Origin of the sequence: Streptomyces sp. YIM 121038, from assembly GCF_006088715.1 — a bacterium.
GTDB lineage: Bacteria > Actinomycetota > Actinomycetes > Streptomycetales > Streptomycetaceae > Streptomyces.
Map to the genome: position 1 here is coordinate 5,537,501 of NZ_CP030771.1, position 22,144 is coordinate 5,559,644.

Here is a 22,144-nt window from a genome sequence, read left to right on the forward strand (position 1 = left end):
GCCCGGGCGGTGGTTGTCCCGGGGTAAGGGTGTAGGCCGTGTGATAGGCAAATCCGTCACACATTAAGGCTGAGACCTGATGCCGAGCCGATTGTGGTGAAGTGGATGATCCTATGCTGTCGAGAAAAGCCTCTAGCGAGTTTCATGGCGGCCCGTACCCTAAACCGACTCAGGTGGTCAGGTAGAGAATACCGAGGCGTTCGGGTGAACTATGGTTAAGGAACTCGGCAAAATGCCCCCGTAACTTCGGGAGAAGGGGGGCCACGCCTGGTGATGGGTTTTACATCCTGAGCTGGGGGTGGCCGCAGAGACCAGCGAGAAGCGACTGTTTACTAAAAACACAGGTCCGTGCGAAGCCGTAAGGCGATGTATACGGACTGACGCCTGCCCGGTGCTGGAACGTTAAGGGGACCGGTTAGTCACTCTTCGGGGTGGCGAAGCTGAGAACTTAAGCGCCAGTAAACGGCGGTGGTAACTATAACCATCCTAAGGTAGCGAAATTCCTTGTCGGGTAAGTTCCGACCTGCACGAATGGCGTAACGACTTCTCGACTGTCTCAACCATAGGCCCGGTGAAATTGCACTACGAGTAAAGATGCTCGTTTCGCGCAGCAGGACGGAAAGACCCCGGGACCTTTACTACAGTTTGATATTGGTGTTCGGTTCGGCTTGTGTAGGATAGGTGGGAGACTGTGAACCCGGTACGCCAGTATCGGGGGAGTCGCCGTTGAAATACCACTCTGGTCGTGCTGGATGTCTAACCTGGGTCCGTGATCCGGATCAGGGACAGTGTCTGATGGGTAGTTTAACTGGGGCGGTTGCCTCCCAAAGGGTAACGGAGGCGCCCAAAGGTTCCCTCAGCCTGGTTGGTAATCAGGTGTTGAGTGTAAGTGCACAAGGGAGCTTGACTGTGAGACTGACGGGTCGAGCAGGGACGAAAGTCGGGACTAGTGATCCGGCGGTGGCTTGTGGAAGCGCCGTCGCTCAACGGATAAAAGGTACCCCGGGGATAACAGGCTGATCTTCCCCAAGAGTCCATATCGACGGGATGGTTTGGCACCTCGATGTCGGCTCGTCGCATCCTGGGGCTGGAGTCGGTCCCAAGGGTTGGGCTGTTCGCCCATTAAAGCGGTACGCGAGCTGGGTTTAGAACGTCGTGAGACAGTTCGGTCCCTATCCGCTGTGCGCGTAGGAATATTGAGAAGGGCTGTCCCTAGTACGAGAGGACCGGGACGGACGAACCTCTGGTGTGCCAGTTGTTCTGCCAAGGGCATGGCTGGTTGGCTACGTTCGGGAGGGATAACCGCTGAAAGCATCTAAGCGGGAAGCCTGCTTCGAGATGAGTATTCCCACCTCCTTGAGAGGGTAAGGCTCCCAGTAGACGACTGGGTTGATAGGCCAGATATGGAAGCCTGGTAACGGGTGGAGTTGACTGGTACTAATAGGCCGAGGGCTTGTCCTCAGTTGCTCGCGTTCACTGTGTTGGTTCTGAAACCACGAACAACCCCATACCTGCATGGTGTGGTGCGGTAGTTCACAGTTTCATAGTGTTTCGGTGGTCATAGCGTGAGGGAAACGCCCGGTTACATTCCGAACCCGGAAGCTAAGCCTTACAGCGCCGATGGTACTGCAGGGGGGACCCTGTGGGAGAGTAGGACGCCGCCGAACAAATTGTGATGGGAAACCCCCGTGCCGGATGGCACGGGGGTTTTCTGCGTTTAGGGTCGAACCATGCGATACGACCTTGTCATCTTCGACAACGACGGTGTCCTGGTGGACAGCGAACCGCTCTCCAATACGATCCTCGCCGGATATCTGACCGAGCTCGGGCACCCCACCACTTACGAGGACTCCCTGCGCGACTACATGGGCGCCGCGCTCCACCGCGTACACGACACCGTTCTCGAACGGTCGGGGCAGCGGCTGCCGGAGGACTTCGACGACATCTTCCACGGCAAGGTCTTCGCAGCCTTCGAACGGGAACTGGAACCCATGGCCGGGGCCTTCGAAGTGCTGGAGAAGCTGACCGCCGACGGAGTCGCCTACTGTCTCGCCTCCTCCGGGAGCCATGAGCGCATTCGGGTCGGGCACCGGAAGACCGGGCTCGACAAGTGGTTCGGAAAAGAACGCGTCTTCAGCTCGCAGGACGTGGGGCGGGGCAAGCCGGCGCCGGATCTCTTCCTGTACGCCGCCGAACGGATGGGGGCCGCGCCCGAGCGGTGCGTCGTAGTGGAAGACAGCCCTCTCGGGGTACAGGCCGCGAGGGCAGCCGGGATGGACGTCTACGGCTTCACGGGCATGACCCCGGCCGAGCGGCTGACCGGAGCCACCCGGCTCTTCGGGGACCTGAGAGAGCTGACCACCCTTCTCACCGAAGTTGATGGGTGATCTATCTACCCAGCGGTAGCGCCCGGGCCTACGCTTCGCCGTCATGACGGAGACGCTGCGGCGGGGCAGGACCTCGCTCGCGTTCGGCTTCCTGGCGCAGGGCGTCGCGTTCGCGCTCCTGGTGACGCGGATACCGGCGCTGCAGGACCAGTACGGGATATCCGACGGGCTGCTGCCGGTCTTCCTGGCGGCGGTGCCCATCCTGGCCGGTGCGGGAAGCGTGGGGGCCGAGCGGCTGGTGAGGCGGGTGCGGCCCAGCCGGGTGATGCGGTGGTCGCAGCCCGCGGTGCTGCTCGCGCTGCTCGGCGCGGGGGCGGGCGACGCGATGTGGGAGATCGCGGTGGCGCTCGCGGCGTTCGGAGTCGCGGTGGGGGCGCTCGACGCCTCGATGAACATGCTCGGGGTGAGCCTCCAGCGGGCCTACGGGCGCAGCATCATGCTCGGCTTCCACGCCGCGTACAGCCTGGGCGGCATCGTGGGGGCCTCCCTGGCGTGGGCCGGCGCGCACTGGGACCTGTCGCTGTTCGTGCTGTACCTGCCGGTGGTCGTGGTGCTGCTGCCCGCCGCGTTCCTGGGGAGCCGGTGGTACGTCGACGACGTGCGCGGCCACGGGGACGAGGGGACGGAAGGCACTCCGGACGGCCAGGACGATGGCCGGAACGCCGAGGACCGCGTAGTCGTTTTTCGGACGCTGTTGCCGCTGTGCCTGGTGATGGCGTTCGTGTACATCGGGGACTCGACGGTCTCCAACTGGGGCGCCAAGTATCTCCAGGACGTGCTGGGCAGTTCGGAGCAGCTGTCCACGGTCCCGTACAACGTGTACATGGTGACGGCCCTGGTGGGGCGGGGAGTTGGGGACCTGGGCGTGCGGCGCTTCGGGGCGGTGGCCGTGGTGCGGGCCGGAGCGGTGCTGGGCGCGGCCGGGTTCGGTGTGGTGGCTGTGGCTCCCGGGGCGTGGGTGGGGATCGGTGGGTTCACACTGCTGGGGCTCGGGCTGTGCGTGATCGTGCCGCAGACCTTCGCGGCGGCGGGGCGGCTGTTCCCCGGGGCCTCGGACGCGGCCGTCGCGCGGCTCAACATCTTCAACTATGTGGGGTTCCTGGTCGGTTCGCCGCTGGTGGGGGCGCTGGGGGACGGGTGGAACTATCGCGGCGCGATGGTCGTTCCCTTGGTGTTGGTGCTCGTGATCCTGCGGTACGCCCGGTCGTTCGCCCCCGGACCGGACCGATACGGTGACGGACATGAGCGGGCGCGCACAGCTGATGTGGGACGAGGCGGTAACGGGCTATGACTTCGGTCCAGAGCACCCCATGGACCCGGTCCGGCTCGCGCTGACCAGGAGCCTGATCGGTGCCTTCGGGCTCGACCGGGAGCTGGACGTCGTCGCGGCGAAGCGTGCCGGTGAGTCGACGCTGGGCCTCGTCCACCGCGAGGACTATGTGGCGGCGGTGAAGGCGGCCTCCGCCGACCCTGCTTCGGCGCGGGAGGAGTACGGGCTGGGCACGATGGACGTGCCCGCGTTCGCCGGGATGCATGACGTGTCCGCGTTGATCGCCGGGCAGTCGGTCGGTGCCGCCGAGGCGGTCTGGCACGGACAGGCTCTGCACGCGGTGAACTTCGCGGGCGGGCTGCACCACGCCATGCCGGGCGCGGCCTCGGGCTTCTGTGTGTACAACGACGCCGCGCTGGCCATCGCGCGCCTCCTGGAGCTGGGGGCCGAGCGCGTCGCCTATGTGGATGTGGACGTGCACCACGGAGACGGGGTGCAGGCCGCGTTCTGGGACGACCCCCGGGTCCTGACGATCTCCCTGCACGAGCATCCCCGGACGTTGTTCCCGCAGACCGGATGGCCGGAGGAGACGGGAGGCGAGGCGGCGCCGGGCAGTGCGGTGAACGTGGCGCTGCCCGCGGGCACCGGGGACGAGGGCTGGGTACGGGCGTTCCACGCCGTGGTGCCGGAGCTGCTCGCGGAGTTCCGGCCGCAGGTCCTGGTGACGCAGCACGGCGCCGATACGCACTTCGAGGACCCGTTGGCGCACCTGGCGGTGTCGCTGGACGCGCAGCGGGCGGTGCAGGTCGCCTGTCATGAGCTGGCTCATGAGTACGCGGAAGGGCGCTGGGTGGCCCTCGGCGGGGGCGGGTACGCGGTGGTGGACGTGGTGCCGCGGTCCTGGACGCACCTGGTGGGCGTGGTGGCGGGGCAGGAGGTCGACCCCTCGGCGGGAGTGCCGGAGGAGTGGGGGCGTGAGGTGTTCGCGCGGGCGCGGGTTCTCGCGCCCGGACGGATGACGGACGGGCGGTGGCCGGTGCGGTGGCGGGGGTGGAACGAGGGGTACGACCCGGCCGACCGTGTGGATCAGGCCGTGTTGGCGGCTCGGCGAGCGGTGTTTCCGCTGCGGGGGCTGCTCGCCTGAGGCCCCGCGGGTGCTCCCCGCTGTGGCCGTCAGGGCTGTGGCCGTCAGCGTGCTCCGCGGGTGGACGCCCCTTCCCGGACCAGGGTCCGGGCCCCGCGATCGGACCAGGGTCCGGGCCCCGCGATCGGTGTTCCGCGTCTCGTCCTCGCCCGGCAGACCGGCCGGAGGGTGCCGCCGGAGTGCCCTGGCGTAGGAGTGTTAGCCCAACTGTGCGGTGTTTTCGGGTTTTTCGGGGTGGGGGTGGGGTGGCTGCGGCAGCATCGGGGCGTGTTGAGCACCGGAGCGTTGCGCGCGCATCTGCTGGCGGCCCGGCTCGCCGGGCCCGTGGCCACGTCGCGGGAGGAGAGCCTGCGGAGTTACCGGCTCTTCGCCGCCCGGGACCCACGGATACTGCTCGGGCTCGATCCCGAATGGACCTGGGGCACCGGCGACTTGCTGCGGCTCATGGCCGACAAGTGCGGGGTGTCCGGCGACCCGCGGCACACTACGGGGGCCGATGTCATCGACCCGGAGCGGACGTTGGCGGCTCTCGACGCGTTCGCCGAGCGGCTCCGGGAGGCGGCCCGCAGGAGGGTTCCCGTGCTGCTCGGGACGGGGCACCCGCACCGACTCCTTGGCTTCTACGCCGCGTTGGCCGATGCCCTGTCGGCGGCGGGCTGCCAGGTCCTCACTCCCGCGCAGGGTTGCCGTGTCGACATAACGACCCGGTTCGGCCTACGCACGTACAACCTTGACTACGTACAAGGTGTCGCGCTGGTGCGCGAACCCGGCGTGCGTCCCACCGGGAGTGAGACCGGCGCACACAGCCATTCTCCCTTGCCGGTTCGACGGGCTCTCGGGGTCCAGGCGGAGTCCGGGGGCCCTCTGCCCGAGCTGGTCATCGGGGACCACGGATGGGTCTGCGGAGCAGGTCAGCTGGGGTTTGAGGCGATCGGTCTGGCGGATACGGACGATCCGGCCCTGTTCGTCGGAGAGGCGGAGGGGCGAGTGTCCGTCGTCGTTCCGCTTGATGACGCTGTGCGGTCTGATTACTACCGACCGCTTACTCGCTATGTACTCAATCGAGCGTGTCTGTCACAGTAAACGGCCGATGGCAGCTCCTCTTCCCCACTCGCATCACCCGCCCCTACTCTGGGGAGTGAGCGCACAGCGACGAGGAGTCACCGGAAGGGGAAGCCGGTGCGCGTCATGTGCGGAAGGTTCAGGTGTGTCATGGCTGCTGACCAGAGGCCTCTCAGCGAGGTTGCGTTCCTGACCGTGGCGGAGGTCGCCGCGGTGATGCGAGTCTCGAAGATGACCGTGTACCGGCTGGTGCACAGCGGTCATCTGCCCGCAATCCGGGTCGGAAGGTCCTTCCGAGTGCCCGAGAACGCGGTTCACGAGTACCTTCGCGACTCATACGTGGGGGTGGAGACAGCCTGACCGACATCTCTCGATTACAGGCTCGGCGAACGGGCGGGTAGGCTAGGCCGACGTAGGTCGTGTGGGCCCAGACGCCCCGCACCGATATCCCCGCTGACGCGGGGGTGATCCGAGAAGTGAGCGAGGGTAGTCGTGGGCTCTGTTATCAAGAAGCGGCGTAAGCGGATGGCCAAGAAGAAGCACCGCAAGCTGCTGAAGCGCACGCGCGTTCAGCGCCGCAACAAGAAGTAAGCGGCCGCTGAGCGAGCGAGCCAGCGCACGTACTGAAGCCCTCCCGTCGTCCGACGGGAGGGCTTCGGTGCGTTCCGGGGCCCTCGGAACGACCCCGGAATCGTTGAGGGCGCTCTCATATGGGGTTCAACTGTTCAAAGGCGGGCGAACGGCTTGATCTCTACGAAGTCGTGTGGCCGTCGTCACTTCACGCAGCTCGCAGTCATCACAGCGCAACATCGACCCGCTAGCGTTGGCCACGCACGTAACGCGAGGCCGGACGCGCCGCTAGGTCTGAAGAGGCCGAAGCGCGGTACGCGGCCCGCAACAACCGGGGCAACGCGGGGCTGGGGAAAGGCGGCGCTGATCTTGGGCAAGGTCGTGCTCGTGACCGGGGTGGCCCGGCAGCTAGGCGGCAGGTTCGTCCGGCGCGTTCAGCGCGACCCCGAGGTCGAGCGGGTGGTCGCCGTGGACGCGATCCCGCCCGAGCACCATCTGGGCGGCGCCGACTTCGTGCAGGCCGACATCCGGCAGCCGACGATCACCCGGGTGCTCGCCGAGCACGCCGTGGACACGGTCGTGCACATGGACGTCACGGGCACCGCGCTCGCCGGCGGCAGCCGCGGCTCGGTCAAGGAGACCAACGTCATCGGCACCATGCAGCTGCTCGGCGCCTGCCAGAAGTCGCCGACGGTCAAGCGCCTGGTGGTGAAGTCGAGTACGAACGTGTACGGCTCGGCGCCGCGCGACCCGGCGGTCTTCACCGAGACCACGCCGCCCAAGTCGCTGCCGAGCGGCGGTTTCGCCAAGGACACCGTCGAGGTCGAGGGCTATGTGCGGGGCTTCGCGCGGCGCCGCCCGGACGTCGCGGTGTGCGTCCTGCGGTTCGCGAACATCCTCGGCCCGGCCGCGGACTCACCGCTCGCCGAGTACTTCTCGCTGCCGGTCCTGCCGACGGTCTTCGGCTACGACCCGCGCCTGCAGTTCGTCCACGAGGACGACGTGATCGAGGTGCTGCGGCTCGCCTCGCACGAACCGGCGCGGTCCACCCTCAACAGCGGCACCTTCAACATCGCGGGGGACGGTCTGCTGCTGCTCTCGCAGTGCGCGCGCCGTCTCGGCCGCCCGACGCTGCCGGTGCTGCTGCCCGCCGTCACCTGGGTGGGCACCGCGCTGCGCACGCTCGGCGTCACGGACTTCTCGCGCGAGCAGATCCGGCTGCTCACCCACGGCCGGGTCGTGGCGACACGGCAGATGCGCGAGACACTGGGGTTCAAGCCGAAGTACACGACCGCGGAGACCTTCGCGGACTTCGTACGCGGCCGGGGTCCCGGGCTGCTGCCTCCGGACGCGCTCGCGGCGGCCGTCGACCGGGTCGCGGCACTGCCGTTCGCGGGCGGCGGTACGGAGCGCGGCGCCCCCGTGGGCGCCGGACGCGAAGCCGACGACAGTGCCCACCACAGCGCCAACTGAGGAGATCGTCAACGATGGCGGACGCCAAGGTCATTCCGTTCGACGACGACCGGTCGCGTGGGGCCGGCCAGCGGCCGCCGCGCCGCCGGACCACCGTGTCGCGCCGCAAGGGCGACGCGGCGAAGGTGCGCGAGGTCAAGGCGGTGCCGACCGGGCGGGACGGTGACGTCCCGGCGGTCGAGGAGGCGGAGCCGGGGGCCGCGGGCGGGGCCGCCCCCGAGCCGTCGGGGCGGCGGCCGCGGCGGGTCGCCCTGCCCCGCGCCGGGGTCTCCCGCGCCGGTGCCGCCTCCGCCGAGGAGCAGGAAGCGGCGGCGCCCCACGCGCCCGAGCCGCGCGGTGGCGGCGGGGGCGGCTGGGACCGGCGGATCGCCGGCGGCCTGGCCTTCCTGCGGCGGCGGCTCACGGGGGACTACGAGGTCGACGAGTTCGGGTACGACGCGGAGCTCACCGACCAGGTGCTGATGTCGCTGCTCAGGCCGGTCTACGACAAGTACTTCCGGGTCGAGGTCAAGGGCATCGAGAACGTGCCCGGTGACGGCGGCGCCCTGATCGTCGCCAACCACTCGGGGACGCTGCCGTGGGACGGCCTGATGATGCAGGTCGCCGTGCACGACCACCATCCGCAGCAGCGGCATCTGCGGCTGCTCGCGGCCGACTTGGTGTTCATGCTGCCGGTGGTGAACGAGCTGGCGCGCAAGGCCGGGCACACCTTGGCCTGCGCGGAGGACGCGGGGGCGCTCCTGGAGCGGGGGGAGCTCGTCGGGGTGATGCCCGAGGGGTTCAAGGGGATCGGGAAGCCCTTCGGGGAGCGGTACAAGTTGCAGCGGTTCGGGCGGGGCGGCTTCGTGTCCACGGCGCTGCGGACCGGGTCGCCGATCGTGCCGTGCTCCATCGTGGGGGCGGAGGAGATCTACCCGATGGTGGGCAACGCGAAGACGGTCGCCCGGGTGTTGGGCATTCCCTACTTTCCGCTGACTCCCACGTTTCCTTGGCTGGGGCCTTTGGGAATGGTGCCGCTGCCCACGAAGTGGACCATTCAGTTCGGGGAGCCGATTCCCACGGACGGGTATCCGCCGGAGGCCGCCGAGGATCCGATGCTGATGTTCAACCTCACGGATCAGGTGCGGGAGCAGATTCAGCACACGCTGTACAAGTTGTTGGTGCAGCGGAGGTCGGTGTTCTTCTGAGCCGCCGTTCCGCTGGGCCGGTGTTCCTCCGAGAGGGAGCTGCCGCCCCGGGACCCTCACGCAAACGCCTCCGCCCACTCGCGTCCCCTTTTCCGGGAGCGAGTGGGCGGAGGCGTTGAGCGCTACTTCTGTTCCTCGTCCTCGATTCCCAGTTCCGGGAGGAGGCCGGGGATGAGGGGCGGCAGCGTCACTTCCGGTTTCGCGGGCGTGAGGCTGCTGTGGGGCTTCTCGGAGGTGTTGTGCGAGGGGGGCGGGGTGTGGGGCTTGGGCGGCTCGATCAGCCCGTCCGTGACTCCGGGGAGGAGGCCGTCGCTCTCCTTGTGGGAGGGGGCGGGGGCCTGTGGCCTGCCCGGGGCGCGGTGGGGCTGGGAGTCGTCCGAGGTGTGCGGGGAGGGGCGGTCCCTGCGGGGTGTGTCGGGGGTGTCCTGGCGGGGGCGGTCGTCCGGTGCGCGGTGCTTTCCGGGGGTGCGGGGGAGCAGGGAGCGCAGCGGGTCGACTTGCTGCTCTATGGCGTCGAAGACCGAGGTGACCTCTTCGCCCACGTCACCGAGCTGGACGGGGAGCTTGGCGCGCAGGTCGCGCCAGCTGGCGCTGTGGGCCTTGGCGAAGGAGGAGAGGGCCTGGATGGGGCCGAGGGAGCCGTCGCGCTCGTAGGCCTGGCGGAGCAGGCGGTGGCCCTCGGAGGCGTCGTGGCGCATGCCGGAGAGGGCGCGGCGGACCTCGCCGAGGGACTCGTGGTCGAGTTCGCCCGCGCGGGTGCGCTCCATCAGGCGGCGGGCCTCGCTGAGCCTGGTGGAGGCCTGGTCGAGGTAGATCTGGCCGCGGTCGGTGTCGCTGTCGGCCATGCCGAGCTTGAGGTCTTCCATGCCGCGCTTGAGGCCGTAGAGCGAGTCGCCCGGCAACGCGTCGTTGCTCGCGGCGGCGATGCCGCCGAAGGCCCCGGCGGCCACGCCCACGGTGAGTCCGCCGGCGGCGATGCCTTTGGACAGGCGGGAGCGCGGCTTGAGCTTCCGCAGCGCGCGGTGGGCGCCCTTGCGGGAGCGCTGGCGCGGCACGGAGGCGGTATCGCCCGTGGTGCCTTCCGCGAGCATGGCCTCCATGGCCGCCACGAGCTGGGCCCGCTGCACCACTTTGACCTCGGGATCCAGCTCCGGCCTCGGGAGCTGGGCCAGGCCGTCGGCGAGCGCCAGCAGGCGGTCGCGCTCGGCCGGTCCGGGGGCCGCGGTATCGGTGCGGGCGACCGTGGGGTCGGCGGGTTCTTCGGGCTGCTCGGCCGCCGGGTCCTGGCCGGAGTGCTCCTCCAGGGCCTGGGCGAAGGCGTTCGCCCGCCGGTGGGCCGATACGTTCGCGATCACTGGCGGCACCTCCTCTCGTCATGACGTCGACTCCCCAGGGGTCCTGAGGGTTGCAGGTCCTGAGCGCTTCCACACGATCGGGTGAGCGAATGGAGCGTCCCCCTGCTCTTTCGGAGCTCGGGGGAGGTCAGGATGCGACCACAGGGAGCCTGCATCCCGCACAACGAGCGTCGCGGCACTTGGGTTACGGACGGAGGATGATCGGACCGCCGGAGAATGGGGAGGCGCCGCGACGACCATCTGGCCGCCACGGACGGTGAGTTGGCCGTCGCCGAGGGTGTCGGGGCGAGGGCCGGGCCGGGTCGGTGGCCGCTGGGTGACCGCGTCGCGGCCGGGGTGCGGCCGGTCAGCGGGCGTCGTCCGGGAGGAGTCGGGCGAGCGTACGGACCGCTCGGTACTGGAGGGTCTTGATCGCGCCTTCGTTCTTGCCCATCACGCGCGCGGTCTCGGCGACGGAGAGGCCCTGGAGGAAGCGCAGGGTCACGCACTCCTGCTGCTGCGGGTTGAGGCGGCGGACCGCGTCCAGGAGCGCGGCGTTCGACAGGGATTCGAGGACGGAGTCCTCGGGGCTGCGCTCGACCTCGTTGGCGTCGAGCATTTCGCCGGTGGTCACTTCGAGGCGGAACCGGCTCGACTTGAAGTGGTCCGCGACGAGGTTGCGGGCGATCGTGACCAGCCAGGCGCCGAAGTCGCGGCCCTGCCAGGTGAAGGTGCCGATGCGGCGCAGGGCGCGCAGAAAGGTCTCACTGGTGAGGTCCTCCGCGGTCGCCTTGCCGCCGACGCGGTAGTAGATGTACCGGTAGACCGTGTCGCTGTACTGGTCGTAGAGGCGGCCGAACGCGTCGGCCTCGCCCGCCTGGGCGCGTTCGACGAGGTCCATCATGCGGGCGCTGTCACTGTCCGCGGCGGGGCGGCGGGTGGTGGTGGCGGCGCCGGAGCGCGACCGTCTGCTGACCGCGGCACCGCCGTCCGCCAAGGCGTAGCACGGCCCGGCGGGTGCCGGGACGGCGAAGGCGGGGACGGCGTACGCGGTGGGGACGAAGCCGCGCAGGCGGTCGAGGACCGTTGCGCGCAGCGTAGCCAGGCCCGAGGCGTCAACCCCGACGTGTGGGTACACGGGACTCCCAGAGGCAGAGCTTCCATCACGTGCAGTGCGGGACCGTTCACCCGTCGTAGCGACGTGCAAGGTCCTGTCATGCGTCTGAGGAGAATAACGCTTCGTACAGGCAGCGCTACACCCAGTTGCTCAAATCATCGATTACGTCGCTTCTCTTACCGATCAGCGGTCGGACAAGTACCGGTTATTGAACGCTTGTTGATCGAAACAGCGCGCATTCCGGCTGAGCGGGGGGCGTGTTGTGGCCGAGTTGAACGAACGGGACTGGCGGGAGGCCCGACGGGTAAGAGAGAACGATTACCGCCGTTTTCGCACAGGTGACGGTACGTGGCGACCAGCAGAGCCGCACACACAATCGAGAGAACCCCGTCCGACACCAAGGGCCGGGGCGCGGCGCGACAAAGAACCCCGTCCGGCACCCGAGGACGAGAGGCACGGCACGGCGGGGAAGCCCGTCCGGCGTTTGAGGACGAGCGCGTAGCGCGAAGGGGGAGCCGGTCCGGCGCCTGAGGACGAGGCGCGCAGCGCCGATGACCGGCTCACGCGCCCCGAGGGCTCAGTGGCGGCGACGGTGCAGCGCCACAGCCGCCGCCGTGGCCCCGGCCAGCGCTCCGACCCCGGCGGCGGCCGGGATGCCGACCTTCGCGGCCTTCCGCCCCGTGCGGTAGTCCCGCAGTCGCCAGTCGCGGGCGCGGGCGTGCTTGCGCAGCTTGGCGTCGGGGTTGATCGCGTAGGGGTGGCCGACGAGGGACAGCATCGGGATGTCGTTGTGGGAGTCGCTGTAGGCGGCGCAGCGGGCCAGGTCGAGGCCCTCGGCGGCGGCCAGGGCGCGCACCGCCTCGGCCTTGGCGGGGCCGTGCAGGGGCTCGCCGACGAGCTTGCCCGTATAGATGCCGTTCACGGACTCGGCGACCGTGCCGAGGGCGCCGGTCAGGCCGAGGCGGCGGGCGATGATCGTGGCCATCTCCACCGGCGCCGCGGTGACCAGCCAGACCTTCTGGCCCGCGTCGAGGTGGGCCTGGGCGAGGGCGCGGGTGCCGGTCCAGATGCGGTCGGCCAGATAGTCGTCGTACACGGCCTCGCCGATGGAGATCAGCTCGGCGACGCGGTGGCCCTTGACGATGGACAGGGCGCTCTCGCGGGCGTCCTGGAGGTGCTCGGGGTCCTCGCCCGCGAGCCGGAACCAGGCCTGCTGCCAGACGAACCGGGTGAGCTCGCGGCGCTGGAAGAATTTGCGCTGGTACAGGCCGCGGCCGAAGTAGAAGAGCGCGGCGCCCTGCAGCACGGTGTTGTCGAGGTCGAAGAAGGCGGCGGCCTTGTCGTCGCCGGCCACCGGGAACTCGGGGCCCTCGGCCTCGTCCGGCGCCGGGGTCCGCGCGAGGTCCTCCAGCTCCTGCGAGGACTTGCGAGCGGCCTCCGCCGAGGCCTCGCCTGCCAGGACGCTGCGCGCGGTGGCGGAGCGCCTACGGGGGTGGAGCCAACCGAGAGCGGCCATGCCGTCGAGCATAGCCACTCTGTTCGGTTGTCCCGTGAAGGTGAGGATGCGAACCCGTCAACTCACTGTGTCGCGCTGGTCACAGTGCGAGGTTCGCCCGGCGTACGGGAGCGCGTAGGAAGCTGGAGGCATGAGCCCGATTTTTCGTAGGACGGCGAAGCAGGCGGCCAGGAGCGCCGCGAAGGCACCCGGGGACCGGCTGGTGACGCTGGTCGGCAAGCCCGGGTGCCATCTGTGCGAGGACGCCGAGGCCGTCGTCGCGCAGGTGTGCGGCGAGCTCGGCGTTGCCTGGGAGAAGAAGGACATCACCGAGGACGAGGCGCTGCACCGGGAGTACTGGGAGCAGATTCCGGTGGTGCTCGTGGACGGGGAGCAGCACACCTTCTGGAAGGTCGACGCCGGGCGGCTGCGGCGGGCGCTCACGGAGTAACGGAACGGCGGCAGGGCGGGGCGGCGGGCGGGGGCCGGTCGCATAGCACGGGCGCGGCGGCGGCCGTGCGCGCCGATGGCTGGTTATGACGTCCGGAGCTGTCCGGAAAGTCGTTTAGCATCGGGTGCGGTTGTGAGGTCTCGGGGGCGATGATCATGAGGAGTGTGTGCGGCTTTGCCCCCGTCAGGTGAGTGTCGTTCCTGGCCGTGCGCCGGTTCCACGAAAGTGCGCCAGGGGCGCGTGACCCCGGTCACGTTGGGCGGGCAAATCGGACACCATCTTTGTGCACGCGTTCACAAAGACATAGCCTGCATTCGACGGGGCGGTCTGGGGACATGGGGCCGCCCGCAGCCCCGCTCTACCCGCAGGAGCACCGTGGCAACTGGCCGAACTCACCGACCGGCGACCCGTAGCCGAGGGATCCCCGAGGCCACCGTCGCCAGGCTTCCGCTGTACCTGAGGGCGCTGACCGCACTGTCGGAGCGCTCTGTGCCCACGGTCTCCTCCGAGGAGCTCGCGGCCGCCGCGGGGGTCAACTCCGCGAAGCTGCGCAAGGACTTCTCGTACCTCGGTTCGTACGGAACGCGCGGTGTCGGCTACGACGTCGAGTACCTCGTCTACCAGATCTCGCGCGAGCTCGGCCTGACCCAGGACTGGCCGGTTGTCATCGTCGGCATCGGTAACCTCGGCGCCGCCCTGGCCAATTACGGCGGGTTCGCCTCGCGCGGGTTCCGCGTGGCCGCCCTCATCGACGCCGACCCGGCGATGGCGGGCAAGCCCGTCGCGGGCATGCCGGTGCAGCACACCGACGACCTCGAGAAGATCATCACGGACAACGGTGTCTCGATCGGCGTGATCGCGACCCCCGCGGGCGCCGCACAGCAGGTCTGTGACCGTCTCGTCGCCGCCGGCGTCACCTCCATCCTGAACTTCGCGCCGACCGTCCTGACCGTCCCGGACGGCGTCGACGTGCGCAAGGTCGACCTCTCCATCGAGCTGCAGATCCTCGCCTTCCACGAGCAGCGCAAGGCCGGCGAGGAAGGGGCGGGCGACGGCGCCGCCGCGCCCGCCGCCTCCCAGGAGCACCGGAAGGGACCCGACGGGGACGTCCCCGCGGTGATGCCGGCATGAGTCTCCTCGTCGTTGGCCTCAGCCACCGGAGCGCTCCGGTGAGCGTCCTGGAGCGGGCCGCGCTCACCGTCGACGCGCAGTCCAAGCTGCTGCACGACACGGTGGCCGCCGAGCCCGCGGCCGAGGCCGCCGTGCTCGCCACCTGCAACCGCATCGAGCTGTACGCGGACGTGGACAAGTTCCACGCGGGCGTGGCCGAGCTGTCGACGCTGCTCGCCCGGCACAGCGGCGTGAGCCTCGAAGAGCTCACCCCTTATCTGTACGTGCACTACGAGGACCGGGCGGTGCACCACCTGTTCTCGGTGGCGTGCGGCCTCGACTCGATGGTCGTGGGCGAGGGCCAGATCCTCGGCCAGATCAAGGACGCCCTGGCGCGGGCACAGGACCTGCACACCGCGGGGCGGCTGCTCAACGACCTGTTCCAGCAGGCGCTGCGCGTCGGCAAGCGGGCGCACTCCGAGACCGGCATCGACCGGGCCGGGCAGTCCCTGGTGACCTTCGGCCTGGAGCAGCTCGCCGGGCGCGAGCCGGTGGAGGCGTGGGCCAAGGGCAGGCGCGCCCTGGTGATCGGCGCGGGTTCCATGTCGTCCCTCGCGGCGGCGACCCTCGCGCGCTCCGGCGTCGACGAGGTCGTGATCGCCAACCGCACCCTGGAGCGGGCCGAGCGGCTCGCCCGGATCCTGGCCGAGGGCGGCACCGGCGTGCGCGCCCGGGCGGTCCGGATGGACGCGGTGGCGGCCGAGCTGACACGTGCCGACGTGGCCGTTTCCTGTACCGGCGCGACGGGCCTCGTGCTCACGGGCGCCGATGTCGCGGCGGCGGTCTCCGGCCGTACGGGCGCGCCCGCGGTGACGCTTCCCGGCCAGACGGGCACGCCCGCGGCCGCCGGTGACGCGGACCGGGCCTGCGCGGACGACACCTGCCTCGTCACGCCCGGCGACGGCACCGGGAACCCTGACGGCACCGACGGCACCGACGGCACCGATGGCCCGGACTCCGGACCGCACATCGGCGACGCCCACGCGTACGAGCAGCACGGCGCGCTCGTCGACAACAGCCCCTCCGTCGGCGGCGGCGCCGCGGCGCGGACCGCCACGGCCGTGGCCCGGGCCCAGGTCGCCGCGCCCGCCCGCACCGTCGCGCTCGCGCTGCTCGACCTGGCCATGCCGCGGGACGTCGACGCGGCCGTGCACCGCGTCGAGGGCGTCCGGCTCGTCGACATCGAGTCGCTCGCGGAGGCCTCCGCCGACGCGCCGATGGCCGCCGACGTGGACGCCGTGCGCACGATCGTGTCGGACGAGGTGGCCGCGTTCGGCGCCGCCCAGCGGGCCGCGCACATCACGCCCACCGTGGTCGCCCTGCGCACCATGGCCGCCGACGTCGTCAGCGGCGAGATCGCCCGGCTCGACGGACGCCTGCCGGAGCTCGGCGACAAGGAGCGGGCCGAGATCACGCAGACCGTGCGCCGCGTCGTGGACAAGCTGCTGCACGCGCCGACGGTGCGGGTGAAGCAGCTGGCCAGCGAGCCCGGCGGCGCCGGGTACGCGGACGCGCTGCGCACCCTCTTCGACCTCGACCCGGAGACGGTCGCGGCCGTCTCCCGGGCCGACCACCTGCGGGACGCCCCCGGCGCGCAGGCGGGCCAGCAGGACCAGCACCACCAGAACGACGACCCGAAGCGAGGCCGGGCATGACCGAGAGGGCCCTCAGGCTCGGGACCAGGCGCAGCAAGCTGGCGATGGCCCAGTCCGGCCAGGTGGCCGAGGAGGTCGCGCAGCTGACGGGGCGTCCCGTCGAGCTGGTCGAGATCACCACCTACGGCGACACCTCGCGCGAGCACCTCGCGCAGATCGGCGGCACCGGTGTGTTCGCGACCGCGCTGCGCGACGCGCTGCGCGACGGCGAGGTCGACTTCGCCGTGCACTCCCTGAAGGACCTGCCGACCGCGCAGCCCGAGGAGTTCACGCTCGCCGCGCTGCCGGTGCGCGAGGACCCGCGGGACGTGCTGATCGCGCGCGACGGCCTGACCTTCGCGCAGCTGCCCGACGGCGCCCGGGTGGGCACCGGCTCGCCGCGCCGCATGGCGCAGCTCAACGCGTACGCCCGCGCTCACGGTCTGACCATCGAGACCGTGCCGATCCGCGGCAACGTCGACTCCCGGATCGGATACGTGCACGACGGGCGGCTCGACGCCGTCGTCCTCGCCGCCGCCGGACTCAGCCGCGTCGGCAGGCTCGACGAGGTGACCGACTTCCTGTCGGTCGACATGGTTCTGCCCGCCCCCGGCCAGGGGGCACTGGCGATCGAGTGTGCCGCGTCCAACGCGGACCTCGTCGCCACGCTCGCCGAGCTCGACGACCCGTACACGCGGGCCGCCGTGACCGCCGAGCGATCCCTGCTCGCCGCCCTGGAGGCCGGCTGCAGCGCACCCGTGGGAGCGCTGGCCGACCTGCTGGCCGACGGACAGGTTGTCAAGGAAATGCGCCTGCGCGGCGTCGTCGGTGCCACCGACGGCTCGTCGCTGGTGCAGCTGACCACCACCGGTCCCGTGCCCGAGACGGAAGACCAGGCGATGGCGCTCGGGCGGGAACTCGCCGCCGAGATGCTCGCCAAGGGCGCGGCCGGTCTGATGGGGGAGCGAGCACTTTGAGCCCCACCTCGAACCTTCCCGGCCTTCCCGCACACGGGCACGTCACCTTTCTCGGTGCCGGACCCGGAGATCCGGGACTGCTGACTCTGCGCGCCGTCGAGGCGCTGGCCCGAGCGGATGTGCTGATCGCCGAGCCAGATGTTCTCGATGTCGTACGTGTGCATGCCCGAGGGGGTGTGGACACACCCCTGCAGCAGGACGCTGACGGCACGTCAGAAGGCGCTCAGGCGCCGACGGCTGCACCGGATCGAGCTGCGGCCAATCTTGTCATGGAGGCGGCGCGGGGCGGCAGGCGGGTCGTGCGTGCGGTGACCGGCGATCCCGGCCTGGACACGGACGCCGCGGACGAGATGCTCGCCTGCGCCGCCGAGGGCATCCCCTTCGAGGTGGTGCCGGGCATCGCGGCCGCGGTGGGCGTGCCCGCCTACGCGGGGGTGCCGCTGCGGGACGCGCAGGGCACCGACGTGCGCTTCGTCGACGCGCGCACCGCCTCCGACCGCTGCTGGAGCGAGGTCGGCGCCTCGGACGGGACCGTGGTGGTCTCGACGGCCCTGGACTCGGTGGCCGCGGCCGCCGGTGAGCTGGTGGCCGCCGGGCGCAAGCCCGACACGCCGATCACGGTGACCGTCGCCGGTACGACGACGTGCCAGCGCACCTGGACCGCGACGCTCGGCACCATCGCGCAGGTCTTCAAGCAGGCGAAGGTCCTCCCGTCGCCCGACGGGGGTCGGCCCGTCATAGCCGTGGTCGGCGAGCGTTCCGCCGCCGCCCAGCGCGACCAGCTGTCGTGGTTCGAGTCGAAGCCGCTCTTCGGGTGGCGAGTGCTCGTGCCGCGCACGAAGGAGCAGGCGGCGTCGCTCTCCGACCAGCTGCGTTCGTACGGCGCGGTGCCGCACGAGGTGCCGACGATCGCCGTCGAGCCGCCGCGCACGCCCCAGCAGATGGAGCGGGCCGTCAAGGGGCTCGTGACCGGGCGCTACGAGTGGATCGCCTTCACCTCGGTGAACGCCGTCAAGGCGGTGCGCGAGAAGTTCGAGGAGTACGGCCTCGACGCCCGTGCCTTCGCGGGCATCAAGGTCGCGGCCGTGGGCGAGCAGACGGCCGCCGCGCTGATCGCCTTCGGCGTGAAGCCGGACCTGGTGCCCAGCGGCGAGCAGTCCGCCGCGGGCCTCCTGGAGGACTGGCCGCCCTACGACCCCGTCTTCGACCCGATCGACCGGGTGTTCCTGCCCCGGGCCGACATCGCCACGGAGACGCTGGTCGCCGGGCTCATCGACCTCGGGTGGGAGGTCGACGACGTCACCGCCTACCGGACCGTGCGGGCCTCGCCGCCGCCCGCGGAGACCCGTGAGGCCATCAAGGGCGGCGGCTTCGACGCCGTGCTCTTCACGTCGAGCAGCACGGTGCGCAACCTGGTCGGCATCGCCGGCAAGCCGCACAACGTGACCGTCATCGCCTGCATCGGTCCCGCCACGGCGAAGACCGCGGAGGAGCACGGCCTGCGCGTGGACGTGATGGCTCCCGAGCCGTCCGTGCACCAGCTGGCCGCCGCGCTCGCGGAGTTCGGCGCGCGCCGCCGTACGGCCGCGCTGGCGGCGGGGGACCCGGTGACCAGGCCCAGCGAGCGTCGGCCAGGAGCGCGGAGGCGGCGGGCCGCGGCGCCGTAAGGTGCCCTCGCGGGGCGTGCCCCGGGCCCGCCCCTTCCCGGACCGGAGGGCGCTGCCCTCCGGTACCTCCGTTCATCGGCCTTCGGCCTCGTCCTGAGACGCCGGACGGGCTGGGTCAGCCCGCCGGAAGGGAGTCAAGAGTGAGCACCTACGGTTCGTTTCCCGGCTCGCGGCCCCGGCGGCTGCGCACCACCCCCGCGATGCGGCGGATGGTCGCCGAGACGCGGCTGCACCCGGCCGATCTGATCCTGCCCGCCTTCGTGCGGGAGGGCATCGACGAGCCGGTGGCGATCGACGCGATGCCGGGGGTCGTCCAGCACACGCGGGACACCCTGAAGAAGGCCGCCGTCGAGGCGCTGGAGGCGGGGGTCTCCGGGATCATGCTGTTCGGGGTGCCCGAGGAGTCCAAGAAGGACGCCCTGGGCACGCCGGGCACCGACCCGGACGGCATCCTCCAGGTCGCGATCCGCGATGTGCGGGCCGAGGTCGGCGACGACCTGATCGTGATGTCCGACCTCTGTCTGGACGAGACGACGGACCACGGGCACTGCGGAGTCCTCGACAGCGAGGGCCGCGTCGACAACGACGCCACCCTGGAGCGGTACGCCGAGATGGCGCAGGTGCAGGCCGACGCGGGCGCGCACGTGGTCGGGCCGAGCGGCATGATGGACGGTCAGGTCGGCGTCATCCGGGACGCCCTCGACCAGACCGGGCACGAGGACGTGGCGGTCCTCGCCTACACCGCCAAGTACTCCTCCGCGTTCTACGGCCCCTTCCGGGAGGCCGTGGGGTCCTCGCTGAAGGGCGACCGCAAGACCTACCAGCAGGATCCGGCCAACCTCCGCGAGTCCCTGCGGGAGCTGGCGCTCGACCTGGAGGAGGGCGCCGACATGGTGATGGTGAAGCCCGCCGGGCCCTACCTCGACGTCCTGGCCAAGGTCGCGGAGCGCGTGGACGTGCCCGTGGCCGCGTACCAGATCTCCGGTGAGTACGCGATGATCGAGGCCGCCGCCGAGCGCGGCTGGATCGACCGGGACAAGGCGATCGTGGAGTCGCTCACCGGGATCAGGCGGGCCGGGGCCAATCTGATCCTCACCTACTGGGCGACCGAGGTGGCCCGCCAGCTCTGAGCCGTCTCCCGGCCGCGCTTGACCTCAACTTAAGTTGACGTTCCAGAGTGGTGTGTGTCAGGTCGTTCGTCGCCCGCCCGGGAGGACCACAGATGCACGCCGTCGTACTGCGCGAATTCGGATCCGCGGAGAACCTTCGCTACGAGACCGTGCCGGACCCCGAGCCGGGGCCCGGCCAGGTCCGGATCGCCGTGAGGGCGGCCGGGGTCCACTTCATCGAGACCGTGATGCGGGCGGGAGCCGCCAGCGACCTGGCGCCTCCGCTGCCCGAGCTGCCCGCCGTCCTCGGCGGCGAGGTCGCCGGGGTCGTCGACGCGGTCGGCCCCGGGGTCGACGCCTCCTGGCTCGGCCGGGCCGTCGTGACCGCCTCCGGGACGCCCGGCGGCTACGCCGAGCTGGCCGTCGCCGGGGTGGAACAGGTCTACCCCCTGCCGCGGGGGCTCGGGTTCCAGGACGCCGTCGCCATGGTCGTCACCGGCGCCACCGCCGTGGGGCTGCTCGACATCGCCGGGATCACCGCCGACGACGTGGTCCTCGTGACCTCCGCGGCCGGAGGCGTCGGCCGCCTCGTCGTCCAGCACGCGCTCGCCGTGGGCGCCACCGTGGTCGGCGCCGCGGGCGGCCCCGCCAAGGCCGAGGCCGTGCGCAAACTCGGCGCCGAGGCCGTCGACTACCGCGCGGACGGCTGGGACGACACCGTCCGCCACCTGCTCGGCGCCGACCGGCCGGTGACCGTCGTCCTGGACGGGGTCGGCGGCGCCCTGGCCGCCACCGCCTTCGAACTCATCGGTGACGGCGGCCGGTTCGTGTCCGTCGGGGCCGCCTCACAGGTCGGCTTCACGCCCGCGTCCGACCGGGTCGCCCACGTCGACGCGCTGCTCGACCTCCTGGCCCGGCCCGGGGACCGGCCCGGCTACGAGCGCCGCGCCCTGGACGCGGGCGCGCGCGGCGACCTGGTGCCCGCCGTGCAGTCCTTCCCGCTGTCCCACGCGGCCGAGGTGCACGCCGCCCTGGAACGCCGGGAGACCACCGGCAAGGTCGTGCTCGTGCCCTGAGGGTCCGTGCCCCGAGGGCTCGTGCCCCGAAGGTGAACGCCTAGCCCCGCTGGAGGAGTTCGGCGAGCCGGGACAGGCCGTCCGCGCCGTGACCCTGCTCGACCGCGCGGTCGAGCAGGGGCTGCACGCCCGCGAACAGCTCGTCGCTGACGCCCGCCTCCGCGAACGCCGCGAGCAGGTTCGGGAACGCCGCCTGGTTGACCTCCAGGCTGGAGACGTCCGTCAGGTGCTGCCCGGACTCCAGCGCGGCCGCCGTGCCGGGCACGAGACCGTGCGTCATGGCGGTGATCCAGTCGGCCAGGAGCGGCGCGAACTCCTTCGGCGGCACACCCGCCCTGCCCGTCAGGGCGAACGCCTGCGTCACGCCCTGGATCATCCCGTACATGCCGGTGAGCAGCGACAGGTCCCACAGCGCGGCCAGGCCCGCGTCCTGGCCGACCCACTTGGTGTCGGCCATCGCGGCCAGCGTCTCGCGGTGCTCCTGGAACGCCTCCTCGTCACCGCTGTAGAGGATGTAGGCGCCCGGCGTCGCGATCATCGGGGGGATCGCCATGATCCCGGCGTCGACGTACGCGATGTCGTGCTTCGCCGCCCAGGCCGCGAGCTCGCGGGCCTGCGCCGGGGTGCCGTTCGTGGTGTTCACCAGGGTCTTGCCGCGCAGCTCCTCGGCGAGCGGCTCGAAGAGGTCCCGGACGTGGTCGTTGAGGGTGAGGCAGGCGATCACCAGGGGGCTGGCGGCGACCGCGGCCAGGGGCGTCCCCGCGGGAGTCGCGCCCTGGGCCGCGAGGGGGCCCGTCTTCGCGGCCGTACGGTTCCAGACCGTGGTGGGGTGGCCCGCCTTGAGCAGGGCGGCCGCCAGGGCGCTGCCCATGTTGCCGAGCCCGAGGACGGACACGGACGGCTTGGAGGACGCGGAGGGCGCGGAGGACATGGGGGCTCCTTGGAGTGGGGAAAGGGGGGATCGAGGTGATGCCTCGATCCTCCGGTCCCACGATCCTTCGGACAAGTACCGACTTTTTAG

General features: G+C 70.8%; 19 protein-coding genes and 2 rRNA genes (1 of these 21 only partly in view). 17 read left to right on the plus strand and 4 right to left on the minus strand.

The window, feature by feature from the left end:
* From C9F11_RS23640 to C9F11_RS23685, 10 genes are all read left to right on the plus strand, one after another.
* Positions 1-1,461: ribosomal RNA gene (locus tag C9F11_RS23640) — 23S ribosomal RNA — on the plus strand (it extends 1,663 nt beyond the left edge of the window).
* Positions 1,462-1,550: 89 nt separating this feature from the next.
* Positions 1,551-1,667 (plus strand): 5S ribosomal RNA (gene rrf / locus C9F11_RS23645).
* Positions 1,668-1,730: 63 nt separating this feature from the next.
* Positions 1,731-2,387 (plus strand): HAD family hydrolase, encoded by a 657-nt coding sequence (locus tag C9F11_RS23650; RefSeq protein ID WP_138961150.1) that lies wholly within the window; start codon positions 1,731-1,733, stop codon positions 2,385-2,387.
* A gap of 43 nt (positions 2,388-2,430) precedes the next feature.
* A complete protein-coding gene (locus C9F11_RS23655) occupies positions 2,431-3,678 on the plus strand; it encodes an MFS transporter (protein ID WP_138961151.1) in 1,248 nt (415 codons plus the stop codon).
* Positions 3,629-4,801, plus strand: a complete 1,173-nt coding sequence (locus C9F11_RS23660) for an acetoin utilization protein AcuC (protein WP_138961152.1) — start codon at positions 3,629-3,631, stop codon at positions 4,799-4,801. Before C9F11_RS23655 ends, C9F11_RS23660 begins: the two co-directional genes overlap by 50 nt.
* A 267-nt stretch (positions 4,802-5,068) precedes the next feature.
* Complete coding sequence (locus tag C9F11_RS23665; RefSeq protein ID WP_138961153.1) at positions 5,069-5,884, plus strand: phosphatase; 816 nt, start codon at positions 5,069-5,071, stop codon at positions 5,882-5,884.
* 129 nt (positions 5,885-6,013) lie between these two features.
* A complete protein-coding gene (locus C9F11_RS23670; protein WP_157164103.1) occupies positions 6,014-6,223 on the plus strand; it encodes a helix-turn-helix domain-containing protein in 210 nt (69 codons plus the stop codon).
* Positions 6,224-6,355: 132 nt separating this feature from the next.
* A complete protein-coding gene (locus C9F11_RS23675) occupies positions 6,356-6,454 on the plus strand; it encodes an AURKAIP1/COX24 domain-containing protein (RefSeq protein ID WP_003948845.1) in 99 nt (32 codons plus the stop codon).
* 348 nt (positions 6,455-6,802) lie between these two features.
* Complete coding sequence (locus C9F11_RS23680; protein ID WP_138961154.1) at positions 6,803-7,906, plus strand: NAD-dependent epimerase/dehydratase family protein; 1,104 nt, start codon at positions 6,803-6,805, stop codon at positions 7,904-7,906.
* 14 nt (positions 7,907-7,920) lie between these two features.
* Positions 7,921-9,093 (plus strand): lysophospholipid acyltransferase family protein, encoded by a 1,173-nt coding sequence (locus C9F11_RS23685; RefSeq protein ID WP_138961155.1) that lies wholly within the window; start codon positions 7,921-7,923, stop codon positions 9,091-9,093.
* 122 nt (positions 9,094-9,215) lie between these two features.
* Here the strand turns inward: C9F11_RS23685 and C9F11_RS23690 are convergent, their stop codons facing one another.
* From C9F11_RS23690 to C9F11_RS23700, 3 genes are all read right to left on the minus strand, one after another.
* Complete coding sequence (locus tag C9F11_RS23690) at positions 9,216-10,448, minus strand: DUF5667 domain-containing protein (protein ID WP_138961156.1); 1,233 nt, start codon at positions 10,446-10,448, stop codon at positions 9,216-9,218.
* A gap of 346 nt (positions 10,449-10,794) precedes the next feature.
* Positions 10,795-11,565, minus strand: a complete 771-nt coding sequence (locus tag C9F11_RS23695) for an ECF subfamily RNA polymerase sigma factor, BldN family (RefSeq protein WP_138961157.1) — start codon at positions 11,563-11,565, stop codon at positions 10,795-10,797.
* Positions 11,566-12,121: 556 nt separating this feature from the next.
* Positions 12,122-13,060, minus strand: a complete 939-nt coding sequence (locus C9F11_RS23700; RefSeq protein WP_138961158.1) for an HAD-IB family hydrolase — start codon at positions 13,058-13,060, stop codon at positions 12,122-12,124.
* Positions 13,061-13,190: 130 nt separating this feature from the next.
* Here C9F11_RS23700 and C9F11_RS23705 point away from each other — a divergent pair, with 130 nt between their 5' ends.
* The 7 genes from C9F11_RS23705 (at position 13,191) to C9F11_RS23735 (ending at position 21,123) form a co-directional block, all read left to right on the plus strand.
* The gene (locus C9F11_RS23705; RefSeq protein ID WP_138961159.1) at positions 13,191-13,490 is read left to right on the plus strand and encodes a glutaredoxin family protein; all 300 of its coding nucleotides are present in this window, start codon (positions 13,191-13,193) and stop codon (positions 13,488-13,490) included.
* Between the two features lie 375 nt (positions 13,491-13,865).
* On the plus strand, positions 13,866-14,621 hold the full coding sequence (locus C9F11_RS23710; RefSeq protein ID WP_030687529.1) for a redox-sensing transcriptional repressor Rex: 756 nt from the start codon (positions 13,866-13,868) through the stop codon (positions 14,619-14,621).
* On the plus strand, positions 14,618-16,315 hold the full coding sequence (locus C9F11_RS23715) for a glutamyl-tRNA reductase (RefSeq protein WP_138961160.1): 1,698 nt from the start codon (positions 14,618-14,620) through the stop codon (positions 16,313-16,315). The genes C9F11_RS23710 and C9F11_RS23715 overlap by 4 nt, the downstream gene beginning before the upstream one ends.
* Positions 16,312-17,271, plus strand: coding sequence for a hydroxymethylbilane synthase (gene hemC / locus C9F11_RS23720; RefSeq protein ID WP_138961161.1), 960 nt, complete (start codon positions 16,312-16,314; stop codon positions 17,269-17,271). Before C9F11_RS23715 ends, hemC begins: the two co-directional genes overlap by 4 nt.
* The gene (locus C9F11_RS23725; protein ID WP_138961162.1) at positions 17,268-18,938 is read left to right on the plus strand and encodes a uroporphyrinogen-III synthase; all 1,671 of its coding nucleotides are present in this window, start codon (positions 17,268-17,270) and stop codon (positions 18,936-18,938) included. Before hemC ends, C9F11_RS23725 begins: the two co-directional genes overlap by 4 nt.
* Positions 18,939-19,078: 140 nt before the next feature.
* A complete protein-coding gene (gene hemB, locus C9F11_RS23730; protein WP_138961163.1) occupies positions 19,079-20,068 on the plus strand; it encodes a porphobilinogen synthase in 990 nt (329 codons plus the stop codon).
* A gap of 92 nt (positions 20,069-20,160) precedes the next feature.
* A complete protein-coding gene (locus tag C9F11_RS23735) occupies positions 20,161-21,123 on the plus strand; it encodes a zinc-binding dehydrogenase (RefSeq protein WP_138961164.1) in 963 nt (320 codons plus the stop codon).
* 40 nt (positions 21,124-21,163) lie between these two features.
* Here the strand turns inward: C9F11_RS23735 and C9F11_RS23740 are convergent, their stop codons facing one another.
* Positions 21,164-22,054 (minus strand): NAD(P)-binding domain-containing protein, encoded by an 891-nt coding sequence (locus C9F11_RS23740; protein WP_138961165.1) that lies wholly within the window; start codon positions 22,052-22,054, stop codon positions 21,164-21,166.
* Positions 22,055-22,144: the final 90 nt, after the last annotated feature.

Coding starts and splice junctions, on each gene's coding strand:
- C9F11_RS23705 (WP_138961159.1), top strand. CDS start 13,191: ATGAGCCCGATTTTTCGTAGGACGGCGAAGCAGGCGGCCAGGAGCGCC.
- C9F11_RS23735 (WP_138961164.1), top strand. CDS start 20,161: ATGCACGCCGTCGTACTGCGCGAATTCGGATCCGCGGAGAACCTTCGC.
- C9F11_RS23670 (WP_157164103.1), top strand. CDS start 6,014: ATGGCTGCTGACCAGAGGCCTCTCAGCGAGGTTGCGTTCCTGACCGTG.
- C9F11_RS23715 (WP_138961160.1), top strand. CDS start 14,618: ATGAGTCTCCTCGTCGTTGGCCTCAGCCACCGGAGCGCTCCGGTGAGC.
- C9F11_RS23650 (WP_138961150.1), top strand. CDS start 1,731: ATGCGATACGACCTTGTCATCTTCGACAACGACGGTGTCCTGGTGGAC.
- C9F11_RS23685 (WP_138961155.1), top strand. CDS start 7,921: ATGGCGGACGCCAAGGTCATTCCGTTCGACGACGACCGGTCGCGTGGG.
- C9F11_RS23655 (WP_138961151.1), top strand. CDS start 2,431: ATGACGGAGACGCTGCGGCGGGGCAGGACCTCGCTCGCGTTCGGCTTC.
- hemC (WP_138961161.1), top strand. CDS start 16,312: ATGACCGAGAGGGCCCTCAGGCTCGGGACCAGGCGCAGCAAGCTGGCG.
- C9F11_RS23700 (WP_138961158.1), bottom strand. CDS start 13,060: ATGGCCGCTCTCGGTTGGCTCCACCCCCGTAGGCGCTCCGCCACCGCG.
- C9F11_RS23740 (WP_138961165.1), bottom strand. CDS start 22,054: ATGTCCTCCGCGCCCTCCGCGTCCTCCAAGCCGTCCGTGTCCGTCCTC.
- C9F11_RS23660 (WP_138961152.1), top strand. CDS start 3,629: ATGAGCGGGCGCGCACAGCTGATGTGGGACGAGGCGGTAACGGGCTAT.